Origin of the sequence: Ancylobacter sp. FA202, from assembly GCF_000380205.1 — a bacterium.
Classification (GTDB): Bacteria; Pseudomonadota; Alphaproteobacteria; order Rhizobiales; family Xanthobacteraceae; genus Ancylobacter.
This window is the reverse complement of record NZ_KB904818.1, coordinates 354,889-380,165: the sequence shown is the minus strand read 5'-3', so window position 1 is coordinate 380,165 and position 25,277 is coordinate 354,889. Positions and strand designations below refer to the sequence as shown.

The window sequence follows — 25,277 nt, the reverse complement described above, 5'->3', positions numbered from 1 at the left end:
ATATGGACAGATACATGTATATGGCCGGATATATGTTCAGGGAGTTCCCATGCCGTCCCGTCGCTCGTTTCTTCGCCCGCTGGTGGCGGTGGCCGCCCTTGCCACGCTCTTCAGCGGTTCGCTCGCCTCCAGCGCTGTCGAGGCGCAGCAGGCCCCCACAATTTTCGCCGCCGCCAGCCTGACCAACGCCTTCCAGGACATCGGCAAGCTCTACAAGGAGAAGACCGGCGAGGACGTCGCCTTCTCCTTCGCCGCCTCCTCGGCGCTGGCCAAGCAGCTGGAGGCCGGCGCGCCGGCGGCGATCTTCGCCTCGGCGGACACCAAGTGGATGGACTACACCGAGGGCAAGGACCTGACGCTGAAGGCGACCCGCGTCACCCCGATCGGCAACAGCCTCGTTTTGATCATGCCGGCGGACACGGCAAAGCCCGTGACGCTCAACGCCTCCTTCGACTGGCTGGCCTTTCTCGGCCCGGATGGGCGCATCGCCACCGGCCTCACCGACAGCGTGCCGGCCGGCATCTATGCCAAGGCGGCGCTGACCAGCCTTGGCGCCTGGGACAAGGTGCAGCCCCGCATCGTCGGCTCGGAAAGCGTGCGCGCGGCGCTGGCGCTGGTGGAGCGCGGCGAGGCGCGTGCGGGCATCGTCTATTCCACCGACGCGGCGATCGCCAAGAACGTGAAGGTGGTCGCCACCTTCCCGCCCGGCAGCCACCCACCGGTGGAATACCCGTTCGAGATCGTCAAGGGCCAGGACAACCCGGCGACGCGGGCCTTGTTCGACTTCCTCACCGGGCCGGAGGCGAAGGTGGTTTATGCCAAATATGGTTTCGTGGTGAAGTGAGGCGCCGCCTCGGAATGCGGCGGCAGACGGGCTGCATGCTTCGAGGCCGGCCTTCCGGCCGGCACCTCAGCATGACGCCGCGTCGGGACATGGAACCACGTCATCCTGAGGTGCTCGCGTAGCGAGCCTCGAAGGATATTCGATAAAGGTCCGGAAGCATGCTCACCCCCGAGGAATGGACCGCCGTCGCGCTCAGCCTGCGCGTGGCGTTCTGGGCAACGTTCTGGAGCCTGCCCTTCGCCGTTCTCACCGCCTTCGTGCTGGCGCGGGCGCGCTTTCCCGGAAGGAGCCTGCTCGACGGGCTGGTCTATCTGCCGCTGGTGCTGCCCAAGGTGGTGGTGGGCTATCTGCTGCTGCTCACGCTGGGCGGGCGTGGCCTGATCGGCCAGTATCTCGACGCCTGGTTCGGCATCAAGCTGATCTTCACCACGGCGGGAGCGACGGTGGCGGCCGCCGTGGTGAGCTTCCCGCTCACCGTCAACGCCATCCGCCTGGCGCTGGAGGCGGTGGACCGGGGGCTGGAGACGGCGGCACGCACGCTCGGCGCCTCAAAGCTCGACGTGTTCTTCTCGGTGACTCTGCCGCTGATGCTGCCGGGCATTCTGTCAGGCGCGCTGCTCGCCATCGCCTCGGCGCTGGGCGAGTTCGGCGCCACCATCACCTTCGTCTCCAATGTCGAGGGCCAGACCCGCACCATCCCGCTCGCCATCTACAGCGCCACCCATATGCCCGATGGCGACGCCATGGCGCTGCGGCTGACGCTGGTCTCCGTGGTGCTGGCGCTCGGCTCGCTGCTGCTGGCCAGCCTGGTCGACCGGCGCATCCGCGTCATGATCGGGCGGGGGTAGGCATGATCGAGGTCGGGTTTCGCCTGGCGCGGCCCGGCGGCTTCGCGCTGGAATGCGGCTTCGCCGTGCCCGCAAGCGGCGTCACCGCGCTGTTCGGCCGCTCAGGCGCCGGCAAGACCACCATCATCCAGGCGGTGGCCGGGGTGGTGCGGCCCGATGCCGGGCGTATCGCGGTGGCGGGCGAGGTGTTCTTCGATTCCGCCCGTGGAATCGACTTGCCGATCGAGGCGCGTCGGGTGGGATACGTGTTCCAGGAGGCGCGGCTGTTTCCCCATCTCAAGGTCGAGGGCAATCTGCGCTATGGCGAGCGGCGCTGCCGGGCGGCGGAGCGGCGGATTGGTTTCGAGGCGGTGGTGGAATTGCTCGGCATCGGCCACCTTCTGGCGCGCCGGCCGCACACGCTGTCGGGCGGCGAGCGCCAGCGCGTCGCCATCGGCCGGGCGCTGCTGGCGCAGCCGCGCCTGCTCTTGATGGACGAGCCGCTGGCGGCGCTGGACGAAGCGCGCAAGGCGGAAATCCTGCCGTATCTGGAGCGGCTGCGCGACGAGATGGGGCTGCCCATCCTCTATGTCAGCCATTCGCTCGACGAGGTGCTGCGTCTCGCCGATACGCTGGTGGCGCTCAGCGAGGGGCGGCAGGTGGCGGCGGGACCGGTGGCGCAGGTGATGTCGCGGCCGGAGATGCTGCCGGTGCTCGGCCGCTTCGACCTCGGCACGCTGCTGGACTGCGAGGTCGTGCGCCATGATGCCGCCTATGGGCTCTCCACCCTCGCTTTCGCGGGCGGGGAATTGCGGGTGCCGCAGGTGGGCCGCGCGGTCGGAGGCAAGGTGCGGGCCCGGGTGCGGGCGCGCGACGTTGCCCTCGCTTTGGCCAAGCCCGAGGGCGTCTCGGTCACCAATCTGCTGCCGGCGGTGGTCGAGGCGGTGCGGGCGCTGGAAGGCCCCTATGCCGATATCGCGCTGCGGGTCGGCGAGGGTCAGCTCGCCGCCATGGTGACGCGCGAGAGTGTCGCGCGGCTGGGGCTGCGGCCGGGGCTCGCGGTCTGGGCGATGGTGAAGTCGGTGGCGGTGGAGGGAAGCCGGCCGGAAATCTTCGCGCCGGGCTTAGATCACGGCGCCTGAATGATCGGCGCTACGCCGGGGCCGACCGCCTGCTCGTCGCGCACGAAGCCGATCGCGGCGAGAACGACCAGCGCCAGCACCAGCGCCACCAGAACGAGCCGCACCGGCGTCGAGCGTCGCCCGATCACGCCGATGGCGATCAGCAGCAAAAGAATGAGAATGACGAGGATGATGGTCTGCATGTTCGCCCTGGATGCGGAAAAGCCGGTCTGAGACAACGGCCAGCGGGGCCGATGGTTCCAAGCTACCCTTCGGCCGGCGTGTCGGCCGATATGTCGGCCGCGGCCTCCAGCGGCGCCAGCGCGGCGCGCAGCTCGTCGACGGCGGCGCGGCTGGCGGCCGTGCTGCTGCGCTCGACCTCGCGATAGAGCGCGATCAGCCTTTCGCCGAACGGGGTGAGGTCGGTGCCGTGGCCGCGCCGGCCTGGATGGGTTTCCACCACCTTCTGGCGGAAGCTGCGGCCGATCTCGTCCACCAGCAGCCAGGCGCGGCGATAGCTCATGCCGAGCTTGCGCGCGGCGGAGAGGATGGAACGCTCGGTGCGGATGGCCTCCAGAAGCTCGATCATCCCCGGCCCGAGATGGCGGCCATCGCCGAAATAGACGCGGATGAACAGCCCGTCGCGCGGGCGGGGCGCTGTGTCCCCGTCCGCCTTTTCTCCGGTCAGGTCCGTGTGCGTGTGCCGAGCCATGCGCGCCTCTTGCCCCACACGCGATGTTAAGGGAAGAGGCGCGCGGCTGGAACCCGTTCAGGCGGGGCGCCGCCTCAGGCGGTGCGCAGCTTCGGGCGGCGCCGGGCGAAGGCGAGGTCGAGCAGCACCATCACCACCAGCGAGGCGCCGACCAGCGGGAAGATCACCCCGACCACCGCCATGATGGCGATCAGCCCCCACATCACCCCGGCGCTTGTGGGCGCGGGCGGAACGCCGAGCGAGCCGGCCGGCCGGCGTTTCCACCACATCACCCCGGCGGAGACCGCCATCAGGATGATGGCGAGGCACACTGCCAGCAGGAACAGCTGGTTGGCCAGCCCGAATTCCTGCCCCATGTGGAAGTTGATGCCCCATTCCATCGCCTTCGCCGCCGGGCCGTAATCGGCATAGGAGAAGTCGATCAGCGGCTTGCCGGTGTACTGGTCGAGATGAACGACCCGCTGCTTTGAGAGGTCGTCGGGATAGACGGTGGCGGAATAGACCCCGGTCGGCCCGGACGGCAGGCTGAGCGCATAGCCCGGCGACACGCCGAGCGTGTCGACGATGGCGGCCGCCTGGTCGACGCCGATCGACGCGCCGGCGGCGGGGGTCGATTCCGGCATCTTCGCCTGTTCCAGCGACCAGGTGGTGGGGCCGTTGACGTGGGCGAGATGCTCGTCCGACATCGGCACGTTCTCGTAGAGGCCGGAGGGATAGCCGTAATTGGAGCTATTGGCCCACTCATTGACCTTTTCCCCCCACACCAGCGACCAGGGCATGCCCGACAGCGACATGAAGGCGATGACGACGCCGGCAAAGGCGCCGGTGACGGCGTGCAGGTCACGCCAGAACACGCGCTTGCGCGGGGTGCCGCGTACACTCACGACACCGCCGCTCTGCTTGCGCGGCCACCAGAGATAGAAACCGGTGGCGACTAACAGGATGGACCAGCCGCCGACGATCTCGATGATACCATTGGTGATGGTGCCGAACTCGGCCAGGCTGTGCAGCCGTCGCATCAGCCACATAATCGTCCCGCGATCGGCCAACTCGCCCAGCACGCGCGAATCATAGGGGTCGACATAGACCGAGCGGCGCGCGCCCTCACTGGTCTTGATCACCACCTCGGCCGAGGCGGTGGTATCGACCGGGGAGATGTACTTCAGCGCCGTGCCGGGGCGGGCCTTGAGTGCCGCGTCGATCCAGGCGCTGGGCGCCTCGACCGGGGTGGCGCGGGCTTCCACGACTTTCAGCTGGTGGTGCCAGGCATTGTCGATCTCCTCGCGGAAGAGATAGAGCGCACCGGTCACGGACAGCAGGATGAGGAAGGGCAGCACCAGCAGGCCGGCATAGAAATGCCAGCGCCAGACGGCGCGGTAGAGATTGGCCGAGCGCTCTTCGGCGTCACGGCCCGGGATGTCGGACACGATTGTGGTGCTCATCGGAGAGAGTTCCGGAAAATGAGGGCAACGGCACGCGCCGAGCCCCGGCCGTCACGCGGGACGGCCGGCCTCAAGGCGCGCGGCGGGCGATCTTCTGGTTGGAATCAGTTGGCGGGGGTGCCGTGATTGTGCCCGTCATGGCCGGAAGCTTCCGCGCCCTTGGGGCCACCCATGCCCTCGATCTTGAACGAGACGTCGATCTTGCCGGCCTTGGCGAAGGTGAGCGTGCCCTTGAAGCTCTCGCCTTCCTTCAGCGGCTGCTTGAGGTCCATCAGCATCAGGTGGAAACCACCCGGCGCCAGCTTGGCCTCGCCATTTGCGGGGATTTCCAGCCCATCCGGCAGCATCCGCATGGTCATGACGCCGTCCTTGACCGCCATTTCGTGGATCTCGACATGGCCGGCGACCTCGGCGGTGGCGGAGACGAGGCGATCGGCCTCCTTGCCCTCATTCTCGATGGTCAGGTAGCCGCCGCCGACCTTGGCGCCTGCCGGAGTCATGCGCGCCCAGGGGTGCTCGATTTCGAGGTTGCCGATCTTGTACTCATGGGCGAAGGCCGGCTGCATGACGAACAGGCCGAGCGCGGCGGCCAGGATGGCGAAGCCGATGCGGTCTTCGGTGCGGCGAAGGGCGCGGCGCAGGATGGTGCGGAGCGTGGGGTGAAGCATGGTGGTCTCCCTCGGTGCCGGCGCGGCACGGATGCGTGCCTGCGGCCGGTGTTTCGACTGACGTTCTGCGGTAGGCGGCAGGCGTCAGGCGCGGGGAGGGGCCCTGATATGGCCAGGCGAGCGCTCGGGCGCGCGGGCGAGGCCGGCCGCGCGCGGCGGTAGAGGACGGGCCTCAAGAGGGTGCGCCGGCAGGGCCGCGAGTGCCACCACCGGCGGCGGCAGGGCGCTAGCGGGCGCCGTCTGGCAGCCGGTGAGGCAGCAATCGGGGGTATGGCGCGCCGGCTCGCCCGGCGTTGCGGGCTCGCCATGGCCGCTGAGGCAGAGCGTCTGGCCGAAGGCGTCGACGGTGAGGAAGCCCACCGCATGGGCGCCGCTGGCCAGGCCGCCGAGCAGGGCCTGCAGCACCAGCACATAGGCGACCGCGAGCACCAGCGCCCAGCGGCGCAGGGCGCCGGCCGGTCGGGTCTCCTCGGTCATCGCAATGGTGGCGGACACGGCATGCTCCCTCGCCTGCGTCTTATCACAGCCGGGGAGGGGCCGGAACAGCGGCACGCCGCCGCTGCCCGGCCCGTGGTTTCATGACGCGCGATCAGTCGGTGGCGGCGCCGGGGCCGGCCAGCGCGCCGGGCGGGCTCTTGCCGAGGATGATCATGCCCAGCACCTCGTCCTTGGTGACATCGGAGGTGCGGGCGGTGCCGACCAGCTTGCCGTTCTTCATCACGCTCACCCGGTCGGCGAGGTCGAACACGTCGTGAATGTCGTGGCTGATGAGGAAGATGGCGATGCCCTCGGCCTTGAGCTGCTTGATCAGCTCGGCCACCTGCGCCGTCTCCTGCGGGCCGAGCGCGGCGGTGGGCTCGTCCATGATCAGGATCTTGGCGTTGAAGTGGATGGCGCGGGCGATCGCCACCGACTGGCGCTGGCCGCCGGAGAGGCCGCGCACCGGCTCCTTGAACTTGCGGAAGTTCGGGTTGAGCCGGCCCATCACCTCGCGCGTCGCCGCCTCCATCGCCACGTCGTCGAGCGTGCCCCAGGGGGTCATCAGCTCGCGGCCGAGGAAGAGGTTGGCGGCGGCGTCGACATTATCGGCCAGCGCGAGGGTCTGGTAGATCGTCTCGATGCCATAGCGCTTGGCGTCGCGCGGGTTGGCAATGTCGGCCTTCTCGCCCTTGATGCGGATCTCGCCGGCATCCGGCTTGTAGGCGCCGGCGAGGATCTTGATCAGCGTCGACTTGCCGGCGCCATTATGGCCGAGCAGGCCGACCACCTCGCCGGGATAGAGATCGACCGAGACGTCATCGACGGCGCGGATGCCGCCGAAGGAGATGCAGATGTCGCGCATCTCCACCATGGGCGTGCCTTCGATGCGGGAGGCGCCGGGGGCGAGGGGGGATGTGACGGCGTTCATGGGCGCGCTCCTCACTTGATCCGCTTGCGGTAGACCGTGTCGATCCACACGGCGAAGACGAGCACGATGCCGACCACGATGTTCTGGTAGGGCGTGTCGACGCGCATCAGCACCATGCCCGATTGCAGGCTCTGCATAACAAGCGCGCCGAGCATGGCGCCGGCGATGGTGCCGGAGCCGCCAGCGAGCGAGGTGCCGCCAATGACCGCCGCGGCGATGACATAGAGCTCGTCCAGCGTGCCCTGCGCATTGGTCGCCGAATTGAGCCGGGCGGTGGAAATGGCGGCCCCGATCGCCGCCAGCGCCCCCATCAGCGCGAACACCGCCAGGGTGACGCGGCGGGTGTTGATGCCGGCGAGATCAGCCGCTTCCGGGTTGCCGCCAATGGCGAAGACATAGCGGCCGAAGCGGGTGCGGTTGGTGACGAAGGTCATGACGATGCCGACCGCGAGCGCCACCAGCACCGGAATGGCGAAGCCGAAGCTGATCGCGATGCCTTCCGGCGGCACGGTGAGGCCGGCGGCCTCGGCATAGCGGCGGGCCAGCACGGGGGGCAGCGTATAGGCGTTGACCACCAGCGTCGCGGCGATCACCGCCAGGCAGCCGGCGGTGACGATGACGAATTCAGCCCAGACCGGCTTCTGCGGGAAATGGAAGCGCTGGCGCTGCCGGCGCGCCTGCACGGCGGCGGCGGCGATGGCGAGGCAGGCGATGATGGCAATCACCCAGCTCCACATCTCGCCGACGGAGCCATTGGCACCGCCGCCGAGCAGCTTGAAATTGTCGTCGACGAGCGGGATCGTCTTGCCCTCGGCCACCGCCCAGGCGGCGCCGCGCCACACCAGCAGGCCGCCCAGCGTGACGATGAAGGCGGGCACGCCGAGATAGGCGATGACGAAGCCGTGCAGGGCGCCGATGGCGGCCCCGGCGCTGATGCCGGCGGCGAGGGTGAGGATGATCACCGCCGGGTGGTTGAAGCCGAAGGTCGGCATCAGCGTGCTGACCTGGAACACCGCCATGATCATGCCGGTGACGCCGAGGATGGAGCCGACCGACAGATCGATGTGGCGCATCACGATCACCAGCACCATGCCGGTGGACATGACGGCGATGGACGAGCTCTGGACCGACAGGTTCCAGAGGTTGCGGGCGGTGAGGAAGGTGCCGCCGGCGAGGATGTCGAACACCACCCAGATGACGGCGAGCGCGCCGAGCATGCCGAGGAAGCGGACATCGATCTCCAGCGCGCCGATGAAGCTGGTGGGCGCCGAGGCGGGGGAGGAGCCGGGCCGGGAGCCGGGCTTCGCCGCAGGGCTGCCGGGCGGCGGCGCTGCCGGGATGGGCGTGCTGGTCGTGGTGGTGTCGGTCATGAGCGTCCTCTCCCCGCCGCGCGCGTGACTGGGCGCGGTGTCGCGTGGGCAGGCGGCGGGGTTTCCCCCGCCGCGCAATGGGCTACAGCATCTGTCGCGGGTGGATCGATCGCAATGCGAGCGATCGCACGTCGATCAGTCGCAGGCCTTCACCGTGCCGGGCTTCACGCCCTGGCAGACGGTGGCCTTCGGCACCCAGCCGGCCTCGATGATCACGCCGAGATTGTCCTTGGTGATCGGCACCGGGGTGAGGAAGGTCGAGTTCATCGGCACCTTCTTCGGGCCGTCGGTGAAGGTCGTCGTGCCCTTCACGGCCTTGGGCTCGGTGCCCTTGGCGAGTTCGAGGGCGATCTCGGCGGCGCGCTTGCCGAGCTCGCGCGAATCCTTCCACACCGACACGGTCTGGGTGCCGAGCGCGATGCGGTTCAGCGCCGCGAAATCGGCGTCCTGGCCGGAAACCGGCACCGAGCCGGCAAGGCCCTGCGCGGCGAGCGCGGCGATGGCGCCGCCGGCGGTGCCGTCATTGGAGGCGACGACGGCGTCGACCTTGTTGTTATTGGCGGTCAGCATCTGCTCGGTGTTGCGCTGGGCGTTCGCCGGCAGCCAGCTGTCCGTATAGGCCTCGCCGACATTCTTGATGTCGCCCTTGTCGATCGCGGCCTTGAGGGTTTCCATCTGGCCGGAGAACAGGAAGTCGGCATTGGGATCGGAGGCCGAGCCCTTGATGAAGATGTAGTTGCCCTTCGGCTTGATCTTCATCACCTCGGCGGCCTGGATGCGGCCCACTTCCTTGTTGTCGAAGGTGATGTAGTAGGCATAGGGGTTCTCGATCAGCCGGTCATAGCCGACCACCGGGATGCCCTCGTTCTGCGCCTTGGCGATGGCCGGGGCGATGGCGTCGGAATCCTGCGCCAGGATGATGAGCGAGGTGGCGCCCTGGGCGATCAGCGCCTCCACATCGGACAGCTGCTTGGAGGCAGAGGACTGGGCGTCGGCCGAGATGTACTTGGCGCCGGCGGCTTCGAGGGCCTTCTTGATCGCGGCCTCGTCGGTCTTCCAGCGCTCTTCCTGGAAGTTCGACCAGCTCACGCCGACCACGGGCTGCTGCGCGTGGGCGACGCCCACCGCCATCACCGTGCCGAGGGCCACGGCGGAAATCGTCAGTTTAAGATTCATGCTTTCCTCCCAAAGGGGTGCGACAGGCGGGTGCCAGAGGTTGGGCGCGCACTCCGCAAGGGGCGCGCAGGCCTCGGTCGTTTTTCTGACGTCCGAACCTCAAGCGGGCCGGGCGTCGACATATTGGCCGACCCTGAGCGGGCCGGCGGTAGGGTTTCACCACGCCTCAGCGGGGTGCTGGAGGTCAATGTAACAAATCGTGAGGGCGCCGGCTCCTCGCTCTTTGGTCTAAAGCGACGCTCCAAAGCCTGAGTTGCGTACCTCAGATTTTGAGGGCAACATGGCGTCATGTCCAGAGGTGTTTCGCGCATAACCTTGCAAGACGTCGCCCGCGAGGCCGGTGTTTCGCTGGCCACCGCCGACCGCGTGCTCAATGGCCGCGCCGGGGTGCGGGGGGTGACGGCCGAGCGGGTGAAGCAGGCGGTGTCCCGCCTCGGCTACCGCCCGAACCTCGCCGCCGCCCGGCTGGCGCGCGGGGAAACCTACCGTTTCTGCTTCGTGCTGCCGACCGGCGCCAATGTGTTCATGCGGATGCTCGGCGAGCAGGTGGCGAACACGACGAGCTGGCTCGCCGCCAACAACGCCTATATCGACACGCTGCGCGTCGACGTGTTCGCCCCCGAAACGCTGGCCACGGCGCTTGAGGGGTTGATGGGCCATTATGACGGGGTGGCCGTCGTGGCGCTCGACCATCCGCGCGTGCGGGCGGCGATCGACGATCTCGTCGCCTCGGGCGTGGCGGTGGTGACGCTGGTGTCGGACGTGCCGTCCTCGCATCGGCTGCATTATGTCGGCATCGACAACATCGCCGCCGGCCGCACCGCCGCGACCCTGCTCGGGCGCTTCGCCGGCGGGCGGCGCGGCTCCATCGGCCTCATCGTCGGCACCCCGGCGCTGCGCGACCATGCTGAGCGGCAATTCGGCTTCACCCAGGTGATGGCCGGCGAATATGCGGCGCTGAAGGTGCTGCCGGTGCGCGAGAGCCTCGACGAGGACGAGCGCAACGAGGCTATCGTCTCGCAGATGCTGCGCGACGTGCCGGACCTTGTCGGCCTCTACAATGTCGGCGCCGGCAATCGCGGCATCGCCGCGGCGGTCGCGGCCGCCAACCGCGCCGGCGACCTCATCTTCATCGGCCACGACCTTACGGACGACACGCGCCGCTTCCTGCTGCGCGGGGTGATGGACGCGGTGATCAACCAGGATGCCGGGCACCAGTCGCGCTCGGCCGCCCGGGTGCTGCTGGCCCATTGCGCCGGCGAGCCGCTGATGAACGAACAGGAACGTATCCGCATCGACATCTTCCTGCGGGACAACCTGCCGTGACGTTTTCTCTCCGTTTTGCCGAAAGGGTGTGAGGCATGTATCTCGGCCTCGATATTGGAACCTCCGCCATCAAGGCGGTGCTGGTCGACGACGCGCAGGCCGTCATCGCGACGGCGGAGACGCCGCTGGCGATCTCCCGCCCGCAGCCCGGCTTCAGCGAACAGAGCCCCGAGGACTGGTGGCAGGCGACGCTGGCCAGCATCGACACGCTGAAGGCGGAACAGCCGGCGGCGCTCGCCGCCGTGCGCGGCATCGGCCTGTCCGGCCAGATGCACGGGGCGGTGCTGCTCGACGCCTTCGGCAAGGTGCTGCGCCCGGCCATTCTGTGGAATGACGGGCGCTCCTCCGCTGAGTGCCGCGAGCTGGAAGAGCGCTTTCCGGCGCTGCATCAGGTTGCCGGCAACCTCGCCTTTCCCGGCTTCACCGCCCCCAAGCTGATGTGGGTGCGCAAGCACGAGCCGGACCTGTTCGCCCGCATGGCCAAGGTGCTGCTGCCCAAGGCCTATGTCGGCTTCCGCCTCACCGGCGAGATGGTGGAGGAGATGTCGGACGCCTCCGGCACGCTCTGGCTCGATGTCGGCCGACGCGACTGGTCGGACGAGGCGCTGGCGGCGACCGGCATGTCGCGCGAGCACATGCCGCGCCTCGTTGAGGGCAGCGCGGCGGCCGGGCGGATCAAGCCGGAACTGGCGGCGCGCTGGGGCATGGAGAACCCGCCCGTGCTCGCCGGCGGGGCGGGCGACAATGCCGCCGGCGCCATCGGGCTGGGGGCGATCGGCGCCAATGATGCCTTCGTCTCGCTCGGCACCTCGGGCGTCCTCTGGGCGACGACGGACCGCTACGCACCCAACCCGCAATCGAGCGTGCACGCCTTCTGCCACGCCATTCCCGCCACCTGGCACCAGATGGGCGTGATCCTGTCGGCCGCCTCGGCGCTGGGCTGGTGGGCGAATGTGGCGAAGGAAGCGCCGGGCGACCTGCTGGCGCCGCTGGGCGAGGCGCCCAAGGCGCCCTCGCGCGCCACCTTCCTGCCCTATCTCTCCGGCGAGCGCACGCCGCACAACGACACCGCGATCCGCGCCGCCTTTGTCGGCATGGACCACGACACTGGCCGGGACGAGCTGACCCAGGCGGTGCTGGAGGGCGTGTCCTTCGCCTTCAAGGATTGCCTCGATGCGCTCTCCGCCGCCGGCACCAGGTTGACGCAGGCGGACGTGATTGGCGGCGGCTCGCGCTCGCGCTTCTGGATCGCGGTGCTGGCCAGCGTGCTGGGCATCCCGCTCAACCGCGTCGAGGATGGCGAGCGTGGCGGGGCGTTCGGCGCCGCGCGGCTCGCCCGCATGGCGGCGACCGGCGAAAGCCCGGCCGAGATCTGCCTGCCGCCACGCCGCATCGAGACCATCGAACCCGACCCCGTTCTTCAACAGGCCTATGCGGAACGGCACGCGCTCTACAAGGCGCTGTACCCCGCCCTCAAGGGAGTGACCTCATGACCGCCCGCTTCTTCCCCGCCATCGACAAGCTGAAATATGCGGGTCCGGAGAGCCGGGACCCGCTCGCCTTCCACTGGTACGACAAGGACCGGGTGGTGCTGGGCAAGCGGATGGAGGACCATCTGCGCTTCGCCGTCGCCTATTGGCACAGCTTCACCTGGCCGGGCGGCGACCCCTTTGGCGGCGAGACCTTCCTGCGCCCGTGGATGCACGGCACGGACGAGCTGGCGCTGGCCCGCGCCAAGGCGGATGTGGCGTTCGAGCTGTTCGACATTCTCGACGTGCCGTTCTTCGCCTTCCATGACCGCGACATCGCCCCCGAGGGCAGGACGCTCGCCGAATCCAACGCCAATGTCCGCGCCATCGCCGACATCTTCGCCCGCAAGATGGAGACCTCGAAGACCAAGCTGCTCTGGGGCACGGCCAATTTGTTCTCCAACCGCCGCTTCATGTCCGGCGCCGCCACCAATCCGGACCCGGATGTGTTCGCCTATTCCGCGGCGCAGGTGAAGAACGTGCTCGAAGTCACCCACGAGCTGGGCGGCGAGAACTATGTGCTGTGGGGCGGCCGCGAGGGCTATGAGACGCTGCTCAACACCGACCTGAAGCGCGAACTCGACCAGATGGGCCGCTTCCTGAACCTCGTGGTCGAGCACAAGCACAAGATCGGCTTCAAGGGCACGATCCTGATCGAGCCGAAGCCGCAGGAGCCGACCAAGCACCAGTACGACTTCGATGTCGGCACGGTCTACGGCCTGCTCTGCCGCGCCGGGCTGGAGAAGGAAGTGAAGGTCAATATCGAGGCCAACCACGCCACGCTGGCCGGCCACAGCTTCGAGCACGAGATCGCCATGGCGTCGGCGCTCGGCATTTTCGGCTCCATCGACATGAACAAGGGCGATGCCCAGTCCGGCTGGGACACCGACCAGTTCCCGACCAATGTCGAGGACACGGCGCTCGCCATGTACGAAATCCTGCGCGCGGGCGGCTACACCACCGGCGGCACCAATTTCGACGCCAAAGTGCGGCGCCAGTCGATCGAGCCGGAAGACCTCGTCATCGCTCACGCGGCCGCCATGGATGTGTGCGCCCGCGCCCTGCTGATCGCCGCCGACATGATCGAGGACGGCGCGCTGCAGAAGGCGGTCGATGATCGTTATGCCGGCTGGGAGGCGCCCGCGAACAAGGCGATGCTCGCGCCCGACAGCTCGCTGGAGGCGATCGCCGCCCGGGTGGCGGCGGAGGGCCTCGACCCGCAGCCGCGGTCGGGCCGGCAGGAGCGGCTGGAGGCGCTGGTGGGAAGCTACCTTCGCTGATGCCCGGCGCCTGAAACGCGATCTGCGCCGGTGACGCCCGGCGCAGATTTCATCACACTGTGATTGACTTGAGGTCATTTCCCCCGTTCGATCCCCCTTTCAGGGAGCGACCCGTGACTCGGCGCACGCCTTGCCGTGCGCCAGGCCTTCAGAGGGGAAACGACACGATGCCTTTCGCGAGCATGAAAATCGGCCTGATTGGCGCGGCACTGGCGATGGCGCTCGCGCTGCCGCTGGCCGGCGCGCAGGCGCAGATGCGCCCGGCGGCGGGCATGGGCAACCAGATCGTCGATGTGCCTGAGAAGCCCGGCTATGTGCCCTCGGCCGATGAAGAGCAGCTGGACCCGGCCTTCCGCCGGCAGCCGGTTTATTTCCGCACCAATGAGCCGCCGGGCACCATCATCGTCCACACCAATGAGCGGTTCCTCTATCTCGTGCTCGGCGACAACCGGGCGCTGCGCTACGGCATCGGCGTCGGGCGCGACGGCTTCCAGTGGGCCGGGCTGCAGAAGGTGAGCCGCAAGTCGGAATGGCCGGACTGGACCCCGCCGCCGGAAATGATCGACCGCCAGCCCTATCTGCCGCGCTTCATGGCCGGCGGGCCGGGCAACCCGATGGGCGCCGCCGCGCTCTATCTCGGCTCCACCGTCTACCGCATCCACGGCACCAACATGCCGAACACGATCGGCATGGCGATCTCGTCCGGCTGCTTCCGCTTGGTCAATTCCGACGTGCAGGACCTCTATAATCGTGTCCCGGTGGGAACGAAGGTGGTCATTCGGCAGGCGCCGGAACTGTGAGTGCCGGAACTGTGAGCGCCTTACGTCGCGCCGCTCGCCTTTCGATTCGGACTGGGGGAAAGATGAACAGGATCGCAACCGCGCTGGCCGCCGCCGGCATTCTTCTCACGACCGGCGTCGCGCAGGCGGGCACGCTCGCCGACGTGAAGGCGCGCGGCACGCTGAAATGCGGTGTCAGCCAGGGTCTCGCCGGCTTTTCGGCCAAGGACGAGAAGGGCCAGTGGGCCGGCTTCGACGTCGACATGTGCAAGGCGGTGGCGGCGGCGATCTTCGACGATGCGTCGAAGGTCGAGTATGTGCCGCTCTCCGCCGAGGCGCGCTTCCCGGCGCTGCAGAAGGGCGAGGTCGACCTGCTCTCGCGCAACTCGACCTGGACCATGCAGCGCGAGGCCGATCTCGGCCTGCTGTTCGCCGCCGTCTCCTATTATGACGGCCAGGGCTTCATGGTGCCGGCGGCCAAGAACGTGACGGGCGCGCTGGAGCTGGGCGGCTCCAAGGTCTGCACCCAGGCCGGCACCACGAGCATCGAGAACGTTCAGGACTACTTCAAGCAGAACAAGATGGAGCTGGAACTGACCCTGCTCCCCGACGTCGACGCATTGGTGAAGGCCTATGCCGACGGCAAGTGCGACGTGCTGACCACCGACGTGTCGCAGCTTTATGCGCTGCGGCTGAAGCTCGCCAAGCCGGCGGACTATATCGTGCTGCCCGATGTCATCTCCAAGGAGCCGCTCGGCCCCGTGGTGCGGCAGGGCGACGACAACTGGCTCAACATCGTCAAATGGAGCTTCTACGCGCTGGTGAACGCCGAGGAACTCGGCATCAGCACGGAGACGCTGGACCAGGCGGCAAAATCGGAAAAGCCTGACGTGAAGCGTTTTGTCGGCTCGGACGGCGCCTATGGCGAGAAGCTCGGCCTGACCCCGGACTGGGCGATGCGGATTGTGAAGAGCGTCGGCAATTACGGCGAAGTGTTCGAGCGCAATATCGGCGCGCAGTCCAAGCTCGGTATTCCGCGCGGCATCAACCAGCTGTGGAGCGCCGGCGGCATCCAGTACGCGCCGCCGATCCGCTGAGGCGGGTGTTCCACCGATGAGCGTCATGGCCGGGCTTGACCCGGCCATTCACGTTTTTGGCCCTCACAGGTCGTGGATCCCCGGGCCAGCCCGGGGATGACGGCGTTTCAGGGGACTGGGCTCATTGCCCCCGCCACTGCGCCGGGCGCTTGGCGAGGAAGGACTCCACGCCCTCGCGGAAATCGGCGCTGCCATAGATCTCGCGGACGAGGTCGGCATCCGGCGCGTGCGGGTTTTGCGCGAGGCGGCCCAGCATCTGCTTGGTGACGCGCAGGGTGAGCGGCGCGTGGCTGGCGATCCGCCCGCACAAATCGTCCAGTGCCGCCTCGATCGCGTCCGGCGCGTGGATCGCGACATAATCCCCCGGCAGTTCCTCGGCGGTTGGCATTTCCGCCGCCAGCAGCATGCGCCGCACCCAGCCGATGCCGAGCGTGGCGCTGAGGCGCTGGAGGTTCGAGGCCGAGAGGCAATTGCCCAGCGTGCGGGCGATCGGCACGCCGAAGCGCGCGCCCGGTGTGGCGAGACGGAAGTCGCAGGCATTGGCAATCGCCATGCCGCCGCCCGCCGCCCAGCCCTCGACCACGGCGATGGTCGGCACCGGCACCTGCTCCAGCAGGCTCACATAATGGTCGACCTTCTCCTCATAGGCGATGCCGTCCGCGCCGGAGGAAAAGGCGCGGAACTGCTCGATATCGGTACCGGCGACAAAGGCCCGGCCGCCGGCGCCGCGCAGCACGGCGACGCGGATGGCCGGGTCGGCGGCAATGGCCGCGCAGGCCTGCGCCATCTCTTCATACATCCGCCAGGTCATGGCGTTGCGGGCCGTGGGGCGGTCGAAGACGAGGCGGGCGACCGCGCCCTCGCGGGTGAAGTGGACGCGGCCCTCAGCGGGCGCGGCCTTGGTGTCCGTGGCGGCGGCAATGTTCATGGCGCGAAGGCTCCACGCGCGGCCAGCGCCGCCACGGCGGCGGCGTCGAGACCGATCTCGCCCAGCACCTCGTCCGTGTGCTGGCCGAGCAGCGGCGGATGGCGCGTCACCTGCTGCGGCGTGCCGGTGAGTTTCACCGCGAAGCCGATATTCGAGACCTTGCCCTCATGGGGATGGTCGATCTCCATCCGCATCTGCCGGTGCTGGCCGTGCTCGCTTTCGAAGGCTTCCGGGTAGGTGTACATGGTGCCGGCGGGGATGCCGACGGCGAGCAGGCTCTCCACCCATTCGTCCGAGGTGCGGGTGACGAAGCTCTTTTCCAGTTCCTCGATCAGCACCTCGCGATGGGCGAGTCGGTCGGGGTTGGTCCGGAAGCGCGGATCGTCCACCAGTTCCGGCCGTTCCAGCGTCTCGCAGAGCTGCAGCCAGAGCTTCTGGTTGGTGGCGCCCATGACGAAATAGCCGTCCCTGGACTTCACCGCCTGATAGGGCGCGCTCATCCGGTTGGCGGTGCCGAGCGGGATCGGCTCGGTGCCACGACCCCAATATTCCGAAATGTCCCACACCGAGAAGGCGAGCGCCGCCTCGAACAGCGAGGCATCGATATATTGCCCCTCGCCGGTGTTCTTCGCGCCGATATAGGCGCCGAGCACGGCATAGGTGGCGAACAGGCCGCAGCCGATATCGGCCACCGGCACGCCGGCCTTGACAGGCGGGCCACCGGGATGGCCGGTGACGCTCATCACGCCGGACATGGCCTGCGCCATCAAATCGAAGCCGGGGCGCCCGGCCCAGGGGCCGGTCTGGCCGAAGCCGGAAATCGAGGCGTAGACGAGGCGGGGATTGTATTTGCTGACCGTCTCATAGTCGCATTTCAGCTTCTTCATCACGCCGGGACGGTAGTTCTCGACCACAATGTCGGCGCTTTTGACCAGCTCGTAAAAGGCTTCGCGGCCGGCCTCGCTCTTGAGGTTGAGCACCACGGAGCGCTTGTTGCGGTTCATGTTGAGGAAGCCCATCGAGTCCGGCCCCTTCATCTTGAAGCCCATGGCGCCGCGCGTCTGGTCGCCGGTGCCGGGCGGCTCGATCTTGATGACGTCGGCGCCGAGGTCGCCCAGCAGCATGCAGCTATAGGGGCCGGCCATCACCTGGCTGACATCGAGCACCCGCACGCCGGCCAGCGGCAGCGCGCGGGGAGCTTGCGTCGCGGTGGGCGTTTCGTGGGCCTGGTCAAGAGCGTCGCTCATCGGCGGGCTTCCTTTCTGCGGGGTGGTTCGCATTCACAATCAATAATTATAGTTTGAACGCTCAGGCGCTCCAGCGGGTGGCAGGTTCAGGACGTGCGGAGGGCGGCCCGGCGTCCGGCGCGCGCGGAAGGGGCCTTGTCGGCCCGGGCGTGCTCTTCCGCCTCACGCAGCTTGGCGGCCTGGCTGCGCGCGATGAAGGCGCGGGCGATGCCGGCGGTGGTGCCGGTGACGTGACGCTCCATCAGCGCGCCGAGGCGGGGGGCGTCGCGGGCTTCCAGCGCCTCGATCATCGCCTTGTGCTCCTCCACCGCCGCCGCCCAGTGGTAGCGGCTCTTGCGCACCACGAAGCGGCAGGCATGGATGCGGGTGAGGATCTGCTGGTAATAGGCCGACAGGGTCGCATTGCCGGCGATCTCGAAGAAGGCTTCATGGATCAGCCGGTTATGGCGGAGATAGTCGGCTTCCTCGTCCCGCTCGAAATGCCCCATCATCGTATCGTGCAGAGCGCGTATGCGGGCGATGTCGGCGTCGGAGGCGCGGGGGCAGGCGAGAAGGCCGGCGAGTCTTTCCAGCGAGGCCATGATCGGGAAAAGCTCGTCGATCTGCTCCTCGGTGATGCGGGCGACGATGGCGCCGCGATGCGGCAGGATCTGCAGCACGCCCTCCGCTGCCAGCACCTTCAGCGCCTCGCGGATCGGGGTGCGCGACACACCGAAACGCTCGCAGAGCTGTTCTTCCGGCACCTTGTCGCCCGGCTGCAACTCGCCCTGCAGGATCATCTCGCGCAGCGGCGCCACCAGCGATTCATGCAGAGAATGGCGGACGATCGTGGATGACGGCATGCGATGGTCCTCAGGCGGCCTTGTGGCCCGACGGGCTTCCTCGCCCCGGAGAGCCGGGCGGGGTCGCTCAGCCCTGGCGCTCGCGCACCGAATGTGAGGGGCCGCCGCTTTCTTAGCGCATTCCGGAACTGTCATCAATAATTACGGATGCGGCCCGGCTTTCGGCGCCGACGCGGGACGCGGCTTCAGCCCGACCGCCGCGCCAGCGCTGGCGGGGCCTCGGGCGCGCCGCGCCGATCGAACGCGGCCTGCGCCTGCGCGATGTCGGCGAGATTGGCCTGCACCCACTGGCCGAGCGCCATGACAGGTTCACGCAGCGAATGGCCGAGCGGCGTCAGCTCGTAATCCACACGCGGCGGTATGGTGGGAAACACCGTGCGCGAAACCAGCCCGTCGCGCTCCAGCCCCCGCAAAGTGAGGGTGAGCATGCGCTGGGAAATGCCGTCGACCATGCGCTTCATCTCATTGAAGCGGCGCGGGCCTCCCGCCAGCAGCATGACGATCAGCACGCTCCATTTGTCGCCGACGCGGGCGAGCACGCGGCTGACCGCGAGGCAGCCCTCGGTGTGGAAAGGGGGATGTTCCTCAGTCACTTCTCTGTGCCTCAGGTTCAGCGATGTGCGTTCTTGCGGAGGATACGGACAGGCACGTAACTAGTCCAGGTTACAAATCGTAACCAGCCAAACACGGTCATCCCTATGTCCCGCACTCTTCTGCACCTCGATTCCTCCATCCTCGGCGAACATTCGGTGAGCCGGCAGGTCAGCGCCGCCATCGTCGCGCGGCTGACGGCGGCCGATCCCTCGCTGCGCGTGGTCTATCGCGATCTCGCCGCCGACCCGCTGCCGCACGCCACGCCCGCTTCCATGCCGGCCGACCATCCGCTGTCCGGCGGCAAGGGCGATGCGGCGAGCCAGCAGGCGCTCGACGAGTTCCTTGCCGCCGATATCGTGGTGGTCGGCGCGCCGATGTATAATTTCTCGGTTCCCACCCAGCTGCGCGCCTGGATCGACCGTATCCTCGTGCCCGGCAAGACCTTCGCCTATGGCGCCGGCGGCGCGGTGGAGGGGCTGGCCAAGGGCAAGCGGGTGATCGTGGCGCTGGCGCGCGGCGGCAGCTACGCCGATCCGTCCTTCGCCGCCGTGGCCGAGCATGCCGAGACCTATCTGCGCTGGGTGTTCGGCTTCATCGGGGTCGCGCCCGAATTCATCATCGCCGAGGGCATCGCCGCCGGCCAGCGCGAGGCGGCGCTGGAAGGCGCGCTGAAGAGCGCGGGCGAACTCAAGGCGGCGTGAGGGACGGGGAGCGAGGCCAACGGGCCTGCCCTTCATGCGCCATCCCGGCCGAAGGCGAAGCCGTAGAGCAGGGATCGCGCACCGACATGAAAACGATCCCGGATCGGCCTTCGGCCGTCCGGGTTGACGTGGGACCGCGCGGCGCGGGGAGGGCCTATTCGGCCGCGCGGGCGAGGTCTTCGAGCGATTCATGCACCATTGCCGCCTTGTGGCGCAGGTGTAGCTTGAGGATGGTGCCGAGGCGGGCGCCGTCGCGGGCGCGTAGCGCGGCCATCATCTCCTCATGGTCCTCCACCGCCTCGCGCCAGCGGTCGCTGGACTTCTGGGCGACGAAGCGCACCGCATGGATGCGGACCATCAGCGTCTGGTAGAGCTGGGTCAGGGCGGTGTTGCCGGCCATGTCGAAGAAGGCTTCGTGAATGCGGCGGTTGAGCCGGAGATAGGCCGCCGGGTCGCTGGCGCGGTAATGCACCAGCATCTCGTCATGCAGCGCCTGCACGGAGGCGATATCGGCATCGGTGGCCCGGGCGCAGGCAACCTCGCCGGCGAGCGCCTCCATCGCGCCCATGATCGGAAAAAGCTCGTCCACCTCGTCGGGAGAGACGCGGGCGACGCTGGCGCCGCGATTGGGCGAGAGAATCACCAGCCCTTCATTGGCCAGCACCTTCAGCGCCTCGCGTAGCGGGGTGCGGGAGACGCCGAAGCGCTGGCACAGCGCCTGTTCGGAGATCTTGTCGCCGGCCTTCAGGTCGCCGCGCATCAGCATGTCGCGCAGCTGCGCCGCCAGCTCGTCATGCAGGCTGCGACGGGGAATGATGGCCGTGTCCGACATCGCCATCAGGCGAATCTCCAGGTCGCCGCGCGTGGCGGCGCGGCAGGCGGTATCTCCACCCCCCTTAAATCGCTCCAGCCGGCGAATTTCGCAAGGTCAACGAACGTCGCGCGCCGGCTGGAGCCTCGCGCCTTAGGCCGCCGCGCTCAGCGTGTCGCGGGCGCAGTCGGCGAGGTAGTCCATCGCCGCCTGGGCGCCGCCCTTCTTATGCGGAACGCCGGCCACCGACAGGCCCATCTCGACGCCGGAAAGCGCACCGAGCATGGTCAGGTCGTTGGTGTCGCCGAGATGGCCGATGCGGAACACCCGGCCGGACAGCTTGGTGAGGCCGGTGCCGAGCGACATGTCGAAATGGTTCAGCGTCTTCTCGCGGAAGGCGTCGGCGTCGTGCCCCTCCGGCATCAGCACGGCGGTGAGCGAGGAGGAATAGTATTTCGGGTCGCGGCAGAGCACTTCCAGCCCCCAGGCCCGCACGGCGCGGCGTGTGGCCTCGGCATGGCGGTCATGGCGGGCGAAGACGTTGTCCAGCCCTTCCTCATGCAGCATGTCGATGGCCTCGGCGAGGCCGTACAGAAGATTGGTGCCGGGCGTGTAGGGGAAATAGCCCTTGGCGTTGTGCGGCAGCTGCTCTTCCCACGACCAGAACAGCTTGGGCATGGAGGATTTGCGCGCCGCCGCCAGCGCCTTGTCGGAAATGGCGTTGAAGGACAGGCCGGGCGGCAGCATCAGGCCCTTTTGCGAACCGGAAACGGTGACGTCGACGCCCCATTCATCATGGCGGAAGTCGATCGAGGCGAGCGAGGAGATGGTGTCGACCAGCAGCAGCGCCGGATGGCCGGCATTGTCGATGGCCTTGCGCACCTCGGGGATGAGCGAGATGCAGCCGGTCGAGGTTTCGTTATGGACGACGCAGACCGCCTTGATCTCGTGGGCCTTGTCCTCGCGCAGCCGCGCCTCGATGGCGTCGGCATCGGCGCCGATGCGCCAGTCGGAGGCGATGAATTCCGGGTGAAGGCCGAGCTTGATCGCCATGTTCTTCCACAGCGTGGCGAAATGGCCGGTCTCGAACATCAGCACCTTGTCGCCGGGCGAGAGCACATTGGCGAGGGCGGCTTCCCAGGCGCCAGTGCCGGAGGCGGGGTAGATGATGACCGGGTTAGCGGTCTTGAAGACGGTCTTCATGCCTTCCAGCACGCGCTTGCCGAGCTTCTGGAACTCGGGGCCGCGATGGTCGATGGTCGGCATGTCCATCGCGCGCAGGATGCGGTCGGGCACCGGGGTCGGCCCCGGAATCTGCAGGAAATGACGACCCGCGACCCGGGCGGCATTGCTGGACATTTTCTTCTCTCCCTTGGTCGGCGCCTCTGATTGCGCCTCTTCACGGATGCGAGCGGGTGGCAGACAAAGGCCCGCTTCAGCGTCCCCATCTTGCATAAATGAATTATGAATGCAAAATGCGTTTAAGTCCATGGCGGCGCGACAGCGTCGGCAGAATGGGCGTGAGGGAGTGAGCACATCATGGCGGCACGGCTGACGCCCGGACTGGAGCGGCGTCTCAAGGCGGAAGTTTCGGGAGATGTGTGGTTCGACCGTTTCAATCGCGGGCGCTACGCCACCGACGCCTCGTTTTACCAGATCATGCCGCTGGGCGTCGTGGTGCCACGCACGACGGAGGAGGCCGAGCGCGCCATCGCCCTGGCGCGTGCCGAGGGCATTCCCGTCACCCCGCGCGGCGGCGGCACCTCGCAATGCGGGCAGACCATCAATGATTCGCTCGTCATCGACGGGTCGAAGCACCTCAACCGCATTCTCGAACTCGATGTGGCGAACCGGCGCTGCGTGGTCGAGCCGGGCATCGTGCTCGACGACCTCAACCGGGCGCTGAAGAAGCACGGGCTGTGGTTTCCGGTGGATGTCTCCACCGCCTCGCGCGCCACTATCGGCGGCATGGCCGGCAATAATAGCTGCGGCGGGCGCTCGCTGCGCTACGGCACGATGCGTGACAATGTGCTCTCGATCGACGCCATGCTGGCCGACGGCGCCAAGGCGCATTTCGGCGCGGTGGACCATAATCTGTCGAGCCTGCCGCCGGATTCGCCGCTGGCGCCGCTCGCCCGCGACCTGTTCGATCTCGGGGCCCGCGAGGCGGGCGAGGTGGCGGCGCGCTTCCCTGCCGTGCAGCGCCGCGTCGGCGGCTACAATCTCGACGCGCTGGTGCCGAACCCGGCCGGCAGCAACCTCGCCCATATTCTCGTGGGGTCCGAGGGCACGCTGGCCTATTCCACCCGGATCGAGCTGAAGCTCTGGCCGCTGATCGGCAAGAAGGTCATCGGCGCCTGCCATTTCGGCAGTTTCTACCAGGCGATGGACGCCGCCCAGCACCTGGTGAAGCTCAAGCCGATCGCGGTCGAGCTGGTGGATTCCACCCTGCTGGCGCTGGCCGGCGACATCCCGATGTTCCAGGCGACGCTGAAGCAGTTCGTGCGCGGCACGCCGGCCGCCATCCTGCTGGTGGAGTTCGCCGAGGACGAGGCGGAGAATGAGCGCCGGCTGAAATTGCTGGAAGACACGATGGGCGATCTCGGCTTCGGCTGGGACCGCGAGGGCGCGCGCTGGGGCGGCGTGGTGAGCGTGCGCGAGGCCGGGCTGCAGGCGGCGATTGCCGATGTGCGCACCTCCGGCCTCAACATCATGATGTCGATGAAGCAGGCGGGCAAACCCGTCTCCTTCGTCGAGGACTGCGCCGTGCCGCTGCCGCACCTTGCCGACTACACCGCGCGGCTCACCGAGGTGTTCGAGCGCAACGGCACCAGGGGCACCTGGTACGCCCACGCCTCCGAGGGCTGCCTGCATGTGCGCCCGGTGCTGAACCTGCGGCTGGAGAAGGACGTGAAGGCGATGCGCGCCATCGCCGAGGAAGCCTTCGCCATGGTGCGTGAATATAAAGGCTCACATTCCGGCGAGCATGGCGACGGCATCGTGCGCTCGGAATTCCACGAGACCATGTTCGGCTCCCGTCTCGTCCACGCCTTCGAGGAGGTGAAGGACCGGTTCGACCCGAACGGGCTCTACAATCCCGGCAAGATCGTCCGCGCGCCGAAATTCGACGACCGCAGCCTGTTCCGCTACGCCCCGGACTACAAGGTGGCGCCGATCAAGGCGGCGCTCGACTGGTCCGGCTATTCCGGCGAGGGTGGCGGCCTGCAGGGCGCCATCGAGATGTGCAACAACAATGGCGCCTGCCGTAAGGCGGCGGGCGGCGTGATGTGCCCGAGCTACCGCGTCACCCGCGACGAGAAGGACGTGACGCGCGGGCGCGCCAACACGCTGCGCCTCGCCCTTTCCGGCCGGCTGGGCCCCGATGCGCTCGCCTCCGACGAGATGATGGAGACGCTGAAGCTCTGCGTGTCCTGCAAGGGCTGCCGGCGCGAATGCCCGACCGGCGTCGACATGGCGAAGATGAAGATCGAGGCGCTGGCCGCGCGGGCGAAGGCGAAGGGCATCACCCTGCACCAGCGGCTCGTCGCCTATATGCCGCGCTATGCCGGCCTCGCCTCCCGCGTGCCGTGGCTGCTGAACCTGCGCGACACGCTGCCGGGGGCGGCGAAAGTCTCGGAAGTTCTCGCCCAGTTCAGCGCCCGCCGATCGCTGCCGCGCTGGCGGGCGGACGCCTTCCGCGAGGAAGCGGTGGCCTTCGGGCCGGAGGGCGGGCGCGAGGTGGTGCTGTTCGCCGACACCTTCAACCGCTGGTTCGAGAAGGAGAACGTCGTCGCCGCGTTGGAGGTGCTGACCGCTGCCGGCTACCGCGTGCACATGCCGCGCCCGGTCGATGGCAACAAGCGCGCGCTATGCTGCGGGCGGACCTTCCTTTCCGCCGGACTGGTCGACGAGGCCAAGGCCGAGGCGCGGCGGGTGGTCGACACTTACGCCCCCTTCGTGGCGCGCGGCGTGCCGGTGGTGGGGCTGGAGCCGAGCTGCCTGCTCGCCTTCCGCGACGAGCTGCCCTCGCTGCTGCCGGGGGAGGGGACGCAGATGCTTTCCGCCCATGCGCTGCTGATCGAGGAGTTCATCGCCCGCGAGATCGACGCTGGCCGCTTCGACCTGCCGCTGGCGCCGCTGGCCGAGAAGGCGCTGCTGCATGGCCACTGCCACCAGAAGAGCTTCGGTGCCATGGGGGCGGTGGAGAAGGCGCTGCGGCTGGTGCCGGGCCTTCACGTCGAGACGGTGGAGTCGAGCTGCTGCGGCATGGCGGGGGCCTTCGGCTATCACAGCGAGACCATCGACACCTCGCTCGCCATGGCCGAGCTCTCGCTGCTGCCGGCGGTGCGGCAGGCAGAGGCGGGCACGCTGATCGTTGCCGACGGCACCTCCTGCCGCCACCAGATCCATGACGGCGCCGCCCGCGACGCGGTGCATGTGGTCGCCGTGCTGGCGAAGAGCCTCGCGGCGGCACGGGCGGGAACGCCGGCGCGCCAGATGGAGGCGGCGGAGTAGCCTCCCGCTCCGCCGGCCTGTCGTTCTCAAAGCCCCCGCGCCCCGGCGCGGGGGCTTTTT

Annotated in this window: 24 protein-coding genes; 10 read left to right on the top strand and 14 right to left on the bottom strand. The window is 68.2% G+C overall.

The features are described from left to right. Positions 1–49: 49 nt before the first annotated feature. The 3 genes from modA (at position 50) to modC (ending at position 2,813) form a co-directional block, all read left to right on the top strand. On the top strand, positions 50–844 hold the full coding sequence (modA, locus tag A3M1_RS0101725) for a molybdate ABC transporter substrate-binding protein (protein ID WP_018387223.1): 795 nt from the start codon (positions 50–52) through the stop codon (positions 842–844). Positions 845–1,002: 158 nt separating this feature from the next. Beyond that, positions 1,003–1,692 carry a molybdate ABC transporter permease subunit gene (gene modB, locus A3M1_RS0101720; protein WP_018387222.1) on the top strand — a complete coding sequence of 230 codons (690 nt, stop codon included), beginning with the start codon at positions 1,003–1,005 and terminating at the stop codon, positions 1,690–1,692. 2 nt (positions 1,693–1,694) lie between these two features. Beyond that, a complete protein-coding gene (gene modC / locus A3M1_RS0101715) occupies positions 1,695–2,813 on the top strand; it encodes a molybdenum ABC transporter ATP-binding protein (RefSeq protein ID WP_018387221.1) in 1,119 nt (372 codons plus the stop codon). On the opposite strand, the gene A3M1_RS0101710 is transcribed toward modC, so the two are convergent. From A3M1_RS0101710 to xylF, 8 genes are all read right to left on the bottom strand, one after another. After that, positions 2,801–2,995: a hypothetical protein gene (locus A3M1_RS0101710; RefSeq protein ID WP_018387220.1), complete on the bottom strand. Its 195-nt coding sequence runs from the start codon at positions 2,993–2,995 to the stop codon at positions 2,801–2,803. The genes modC and A3M1_RS0101710 overlap by 13 nt on opposite strands. A gap of 62 nt (positions 2,996–3,057) precedes the next feature. Then, complete coding sequence (locus tag A3M1_RS0101705) at positions 3,058–3,504, bottom strand: winged helix-turn-helix domain-containing protein (RefSeq protein WP_018387219.1); 447 nt, start codon at positions 3,502–3,504, stop codon at positions 3,058–3,060. A gap of 74 nt (positions 3,505–3,578) precedes the next feature. Beyond that, positions 3,579–4,946 (bottom strand): PepSY domain-containing protein, encoded by a 1,368-nt coding sequence (locus A3M1_RS0101700; protein ID WP_018387218.1) that lies wholly within the window; start codon positions 4,944–4,946, stop codon positions 3,579–3,581. 104 nt (positions 4,947–5,050) lie between these two features. Next, a complete protein-coding gene (locus tag A3M1_RS0101695; protein ID WP_018387217.1) occupies positions 5,051–5,614 on the bottom strand; it encodes a copper chaperone PCu(A)C in 564 nt (187 codons plus the stop codon). An 84-nt stretch (positions 5,615–5,698) separates the two neighbouring features. Next, a complete protein-coding gene (locus A3M1_RS0101690) occupies positions 5,699–6,109 on the bottom strand; it encodes a hypothetical protein (RefSeq protein WP_018387216.1) in 411 nt (136 codons plus the stop codon). A gap of 94 nt (positions 6,110–6,203) precedes the next feature. After that, positions 6,204–7,022 carry an ATP-binding cassette domain-containing protein gene (locus A3M1_RS0101685; protein ID WP_018387215.1) on the bottom strand — a complete coding sequence of 273 codons (819 nt, stop codon included), beginning with the start codon at positions 7,020–7,022 and terminating at the stop codon, positions 6,204–6,206. 11 nt (positions 7,023–7,033) lie between these two features. Further along, a complete protein-coding gene (locus A3M1_RS0101680) occupies positions 7,034–8,392 on the bottom strand; it encodes a sugar ABC transporter permease (protein ID WP_018387214.1) in 1,359 nt (452 codons plus the stop codon). 135 nt (positions 8,393–8,527) lie between these two features. Further along, on the bottom strand, positions 8,528–9,523 hold the full coding sequence (gene xylF / locus A3M1_RS0101675; RefSeq protein WP_085930259.1) for a D-xylose ABC transporter substrate-binding protein: 996 nt from the start codon (positions 9,521–9,523) through the stop codon (positions 8,528–8,530). A gap of 333 nt (positions 9,524–9,856) precedes the next feature. On the opposite strand from xylF, the gene A3M1_RS0101670 reads away from it, so the two are divergent. The 5 genes from A3M1_RS0101670 (at position 9,857) to A3M1_RS0101650 (ending at position 15,579) form a co-directional block, all read left to right on the top strand. Further along, the gene (locus A3M1_RS0101670; RefSeq protein ID WP_026221084.1) at positions 9,857–10,894 is read left to right on the top strand and encodes a LacI family DNA-binding transcriptional regulator; all 1,038 of its coding nucleotides are present in this window, start codon (positions 9,857–9,859) and stop codon (positions 10,892–10,894) included. A 35-nt stretch (positions 10,895–10,929) separates the two neighbouring features. After that, the gene (gene xylB, locus A3M1_RS0101665) at positions 10,930–12,387 is read left to right on the top strand and encodes a xylulokinase (RefSeq protein WP_018387211.1); all 1,458 of its coding nucleotides are present in this window, start codon (positions 10,930–10,932) and stop codon (positions 12,385–12,387) included. Further along, positions 12,384–13,703 carry a xylose isomerase gene (gene xylA / locus A3M1_RS0101660; protein WP_018387210.1) on the top strand — a complete coding sequence of 440 codons (1,320 nt, stop codon included), beginning with the start codon at positions 12,384–12,386 and terminating at the stop codon, positions 13,701–13,703. The genes xylB and xylA overlap by 4 nt, the downstream gene beginning before the upstream one ends. A 167-nt stretch (positions 13,704–13,870) precedes the next feature. Then, a complete protein-coding gene (locus tag A3M1_RS0101655; RefSeq protein ID WP_018387209.1) occupies positions 13,871–14,503 on the top strand; it encodes a L,D-transpeptidase in 633 nt (210 codons plus the stop codon). A 62-nt stretch (positions 14,504–14,565) separates the two neighbouring features. Continuing rightward, positions 14,566–15,579: an amino acid ABC transporter substrate-binding protein gene (locus A3M1_RS0101650; RefSeq protein ID WP_018387208.1), complete on the top strand. Its 1,014-nt coding sequence runs from the start codon at positions 14,566–14,568 to the stop codon at positions 15,577–15,579. A 121-nt stretch (positions 15,580–15,700) separates the two neighbouring features. Here the strand turns inward: A3M1_RS0101650 and A3M1_RS0101645 are convergent, their stop codons facing one another. The 4 genes from A3M1_RS0101645 to A3M1_RS0101630 form a co-directional block, all read right to left on the bottom strand. After that, a complete protein-coding gene (locus A3M1_RS0101645) occupies positions 15,701–16,507 on the bottom strand; it encodes an enoyl-CoA hydratase (RefSeq protein ID WP_018387207.1) in 807 nt (268 codons plus the stop codon). Beyond that, the gene (locus A3M1_RS0101640; protein WP_018387206.1) at positions 16,504–17,754 is read right to left on the bottom strand and encodes a CaiB/BaiF CoA-transferase family protein; all 1,251 of its coding nucleotides are present in this window, start codon (positions 17,752–17,754) and stop codon (positions 16,504–16,506) included. Before A3M1_RS0101640 ends, A3M1_RS0101645 begins: the two co-directional genes overlap by 4 nt. Positions 17,755–17,840: 86 nt before the next feature. After that, positions 17,841–18,596, bottom strand: a complete 756-nt coding sequence (locus A3M1_RS0101635) for a GntR family transcriptional regulator (RefSeq protein WP_018387205.1) — start codon at positions 18,594–18,596, stop codon at positions 17,841–17,843. A gap of 185 nt (positions 18,597–18,781) precedes the next feature. Then, positions 18,782–19,189, bottom strand: coding sequence for a helix-turn-helix domain-containing protein (locus A3M1_RS0101630; protein ID WP_018387204.1), 408 nt, complete (start codon positions 19,187–19,189; stop codon positions 18,782–18,784). A gap of 105 nt (positions 19,190–19,294) precedes the next feature. On the opposite strand from A3M1_RS0101630, the gene A3M1_RS0101625 reads away from it, so the two are divergent. Continuing rightward, the gene (locus A3M1_RS0101625; RefSeq protein WP_018387203.1) at positions 19,295–19,891 is read left to right on the top strand and encodes an FMN-dependent NADH-azoreductase; all 597 of its coding nucleotides are present in this window, start codon (positions 19,295–19,297) and stop codon (positions 19,889–19,891) included. Positions 19,892–20,045: 154 nt separating this feature from the next. Here the strand turns inward: A3M1_RS0101625 and A3M1_RS0101620 are convergent, their stop codons facing one another. Together A3M1_RS0101620 and A3M1_RS0101615 are read right to left on the bottom strand one after the other, a co-directional pair. Beyond that, positions 20,046–20,729: a GntR family transcriptional regulator gene (locus tag A3M1_RS0101620; RefSeq protein WP_018387202.1), complete on the bottom strand. Its 684-nt coding sequence runs from the start codon at positions 20,727–20,729 to the stop codon at positions 20,046–20,048. A gap of 126 nt (positions 20,730–20,855) precedes the next feature. Further along, positions 20,856–22,061 carry an alanine--glyoxylate aminotransferase family protein gene (locus A3M1_RS0101615; RefSeq protein WP_018387201.1) on the bottom strand — a complete coding sequence of 402 codons (1,206 nt, stop codon included), beginning with the start codon at positions 22,059–22,061 and terminating at the stop codon, positions 20,856–20,858. A gap of 180 nt (positions 22,062–22,241) precedes the next feature. Between A3M1_RS0101615 and A3M1_RS0101610 the strand changes: the two genes are divergently transcribed. After that, positions 22,242–25,217, top strand: coding sequence for an FAD-binding and (Fe-S)-binding domain-containing protein (locus tag A3M1_RS0101610; protein WP_018387200.1), 2,976 nt, complete (start codon positions 22,242–22,244; stop codon positions 25,215–25,217). The last annotated feature ends 60 nt before the right edge of the window (positions 25,218–25,277 follow it).

What these genes read in the sequence shown, in the direction of transcription:
- modB (WP_018387222.1), top strand. Translation starts at nt 1,003, where the DNA reads ATGCTCACCCCCGAGGAATGGACCGCCGTCGCGCTCAGCCTGCGCGTG.
- xylF (WP_085930259.1), bottom strand. Translation starts at nt 9,523, where the DNA reads ATGGCGGTGGGCGTCGCCCACGCGCAGCAGCCCGTGGTCGGCGTGAGC.
- modA (WP_018387223.1), top strand. Translation starts at nt 50, where the DNA reads ATGCCGTCCCGTCGCTCGTTTCTTCGCCCGCTGGTGGCGGTGGCCGCC.
- A3M1_RS0101645 (WP_018387207.1), bottom strand. Translation starts at nt 16,507, where the DNA reads ATGAACATTGCCGCCGCCACGGACACCAAGGCCGCGCCCGCTGAGGGC.
- modC (WP_018387221.1), top strand. Translation starts at nt 1,695, where the DNA reads ATGATCGAGGTCGGGTTTCGCCTGGCGCGGCCCGGCGGCTTCGCGCTG.
- A3M1_RS0101670 (WP_026221084.1), top strand. Translation starts at nt 9,857, where the DNA reads ATGTCCAGAGGTGTTTCGCGCATAACCTTGCAAGACGTCGCCCGCGAG.
- A3M1_RS0101705 (WP_018387219.1), bottom strand. Translation starts at nt 3,504, where the DNA reads ATGGCTCGGCACACGCACACGGACCTGACCGGAGAAAAGGCGGACGGG.
- xylA (WP_018387210.1), top strand. Translation starts at nt 12,384, where the DNA reads ATGACCGCCCGCTTCTTCCCCGCCATCGACAAGCTGAAATATGCGGGT.
- A3M1_RS0101620 (WP_018387202.1), bottom strand. Translation starts at nt 20,729, where the DNA reads ATGGCGATGTCGGACACGGCCATCATTCCCCGTCGCAGCCTGCATGAC.
- A3M1_RS0101685 (WP_018387215.1), bottom strand. Translation starts at nt 7,022, where the DNA reads ATGAACGCCGTCACATCCCCCCTCGCCCCCGGCGCCTCCCGCATCGAA.
- xylB (WP_018387211.1), top strand. Translation starts at nt 10,930, where the DNA reads ATGTATCTCGGCCTCGATATTGGAACCTCCGCCATCAAGGCGGTGCTG.
- A3M1_RS0101635 (WP_018387205.1), bottom strand. Translation starts at nt 18,596, where the DNA reads ATGCCGTCATCCACGATCGTCCGCCATTCTCTGCATGAATCGCTGGTG.
- A3M1_RS0101710 (WP_018387220.1), bottom strand. Translation starts at nt 2,995, where the DNA reads ATGCAGACCATCATCCTCGTCATTCTCATTCTTTTGCTGCTGATCGCC.
- A3M1_RS0101700 (WP_018387218.1), bottom strand. Translation starts at nt 4,946, where the DNA reads ATGAGCACCACAATCGTGTCCGACATCCCGGGCCGTGACGCCGAAGAG.
- A3M1_RS0101680 (WP_018387214.1), bottom strand. Translation starts at nt 8,392, where the DNA reads ATGACCGACACCACCACGACCAGCACGCCCATCCCGGCAGCGCCGCCG.
- A3M1_RS0101695 (WP_018387217.1), bottom strand. Translation starts at nt 5,614, where the DNA reads ATGCTTCACCCCACGCTCCGCACCATCCTGCGCCGCGCCCTTCGCCGC.
- A3M1_RS0101625 (WP_018387203.1), top strand. Translation starts at nt 19,295, where the DNA reads ATGTCCCGCACTCTTCTGCACCTCGATTCCTCCATCCTCGGCGAACAT.
- A3M1_RS0101655 (WP_018387209.1), top strand. Translation starts at nt 13,871, where the DNA reads ATGCCTTTCGCGAGCATGAAAATCGGCCTGATTGGCGCGGCACTGGCG.
- A3M1_RS0101650 (WP_018387208.1), top strand. Translation starts at nt 14,566, where the DNA reads ATGAACAGGATCGCAACCGCGCTGGCCGCCGCCGGCATTCTTCTCACG.
- A3M1_RS0101615 (WP_018387201.1), bottom strand. Translation starts at nt 22,061, where the DNA reads ATGTCCAGCAATGCCGCCCGGGTCGCGGGTCGTCATTTCCTGCAGATT.
- A3M1_RS0101640 (WP_018387206.1), bottom strand. Translation starts at nt 17,754, where the DNA reads ATGAGCGACGCTCTTGACCAGGCCCACGAAACGCCCACCGCGACGCAA.
- A3M1_RS0101610 (WP_018387200.1), top strand. Translation starts at nt 22,242, where the DNA reads ATGGCGGCACGGCTGACGCCCGGACTGGAGCGGCGTCTCAAGGCGGAA.